Origin of the sequence: Actinomadura livida (assembly GCF_014648675.1) — a bacterium.
Taxonomy (GTDB): domain Bacteria; phylum Actinomycetota; class Actinomycetes; order Streptosporangiales; family Streptosporangiaceae; genus Spirillospora; species Spirillospora livida.
In genome coordinates this window covers 453,967-455,509 of sequence record NZ_BMRO01000007.1, presented here as the reverse complement: position 1 = coordinate 455,509, position 1,543 = coordinate 453,967, and the positions used below count along the sequence as shown (strand labels likewise).

Genomic DNA, 1,543 nt, shown 5'->3' with positions numbered 1-1,543 from the left:
TCAGCGGTGCCGGGACCTTGCCGGGCCGGAAGCCCTTGATCCGCACCTGCTGCGAGATCTCCTTGTACGCCTTGTCGAGGTTCGGCTTGAGCTCGTCGAACGGAACCTCGACGGTGAGCTTGACCCGCGTGGGGGTGAGCTCCTCGACATCGGTCTTCACTGGGGTAGGTCTCCTTGATCGGGCGCTGTCTCGGCCGCGGCGTTCGACGCGTGCTGCCTTCTTGCCTGCGAGCTTGCCTGCGAGCCCTCGGCCTGCACGCCTACGGGCCCGTTACCCGGTCCGTCTGCGTCGTCTCTCAGCCGGTCAGTCTCTCAGCGGCACGGGCACGCCGAATACGGCTCCGCGCCTTCGCGCGGCCAAGTCTATGGGGTAGCGGCGCCGGGTGCGGACATCGGACGCCCACAAGACCGGCCAATCCGTGTCAACGATCCCGTACAGGCAGTGACATAAGTGATCGGAACCCCCATACTCGTCCGGGATGAACGGGATAGCTGCGGCCTTCAGTGCGACCGGTCTCTACTACCTCGGGTTCGCCGTCTTCAAGCTCGCGGCGGACCGGATGGCCCCCATCCGGGGGAACCGCATCCTGCACATGACCTGGACGATCGTCACCAACTGGATCTTCCTGGCGGCACTCGCGTTCGTGCTCTCGGGGCTCGGCCTGCAGATCCTGGCGCTCAGCAGGCTGCCGCTCTCCACCGCGGTGCCGATCTTCATGTCCGGCATGGTTCCGCTGCTGCTCATCGCGCTGGCGTTCTTCGGGGAGCGGCTCACGCCGCGCGAATGGCTGAGCCTGGTCCTGATCGGCGGGGCCATCCTGCTGCTCACCGCCTCCGTCGGCGGAGACGAGCCGATCGCCTCGGCGGGCGCGCCGCTCTGGAAGGTCGCCGTGGTGGTCGCCCCGGCGGTCGCGGTGCCGATCCTGATCCTGGTCCTCGGCGACTACCGGCCGGACGGCCGGCACGCCCGCCCCATCACCGGGATCGCCTACGGGCTGAGCTCGGGCTTCCCGGTCGGCACCGCCGAACTGGCGATCAAGGGGTGGAGCGACCACGCCGACGCCGCCAGCCTGCGGATCGCGCTGACGCCGTGGCCCTACCTCACCGTGCTCGCGGCGGCCATCGGGTTCGGGATCATGGTGATGGCGTTCCAGCGCTGCCGCGTGTCGATCGTGGCGACCGTGATGACGGTCACCGCCAAGACGTACCTGCTGACGATGGGCACGTTCATGTACGGCGAGGCGTGGCCGCAGGACGGGACGTACTCCGCGATGCGGCTGGGGGCCCTGACGCTGGGCGCGATCGCGGTCCTGCAGTTCCCGCAGCACCGGCCGGTCGCGGCGGCGGCGCGCGACTCCGCCGACGAGGACGCCGCGTCCGCGCGCGACCCCTTCGGCGATCCGGGGCTGGGCGGCCCGGCGCTCGGCGGGCCGCAGTTCCGCCGTCCCGAGCAGGGCCGGTACGCGGCACCGCACCAGCAGCCGACCGAGCAGCAGATACCGGAGCAGCAGGTGCCGCCGCAGCGTTCGCCGTACGCGCAGGA

1 protein-coding gene and 1 pseudogene are annotated in these 1,543 nt (G+C 70.3%); one reads left to right on the top strand and one right to left on the bottom strand.

The features are described from left to right. A pseudogene (locus tag IEZ03_RS38025) lies at positions 1 to 160 on the bottom strand (trigger factor); the annotation flags it as partial. A gap of 319 nt (positions 161 to 479) precedes the next feature. Here IEZ03_RS38025 and IEZ03_RS19490 point away from each other — a divergent pair. Beyond that, positions 480 to 1,543 (top strand): DMT family transporter (locus IEZ03_RS19490; RefSeq protein ID WP_189241219.1); only part of this gene is annotated, 1,064 nt, incomplete at its 3' end.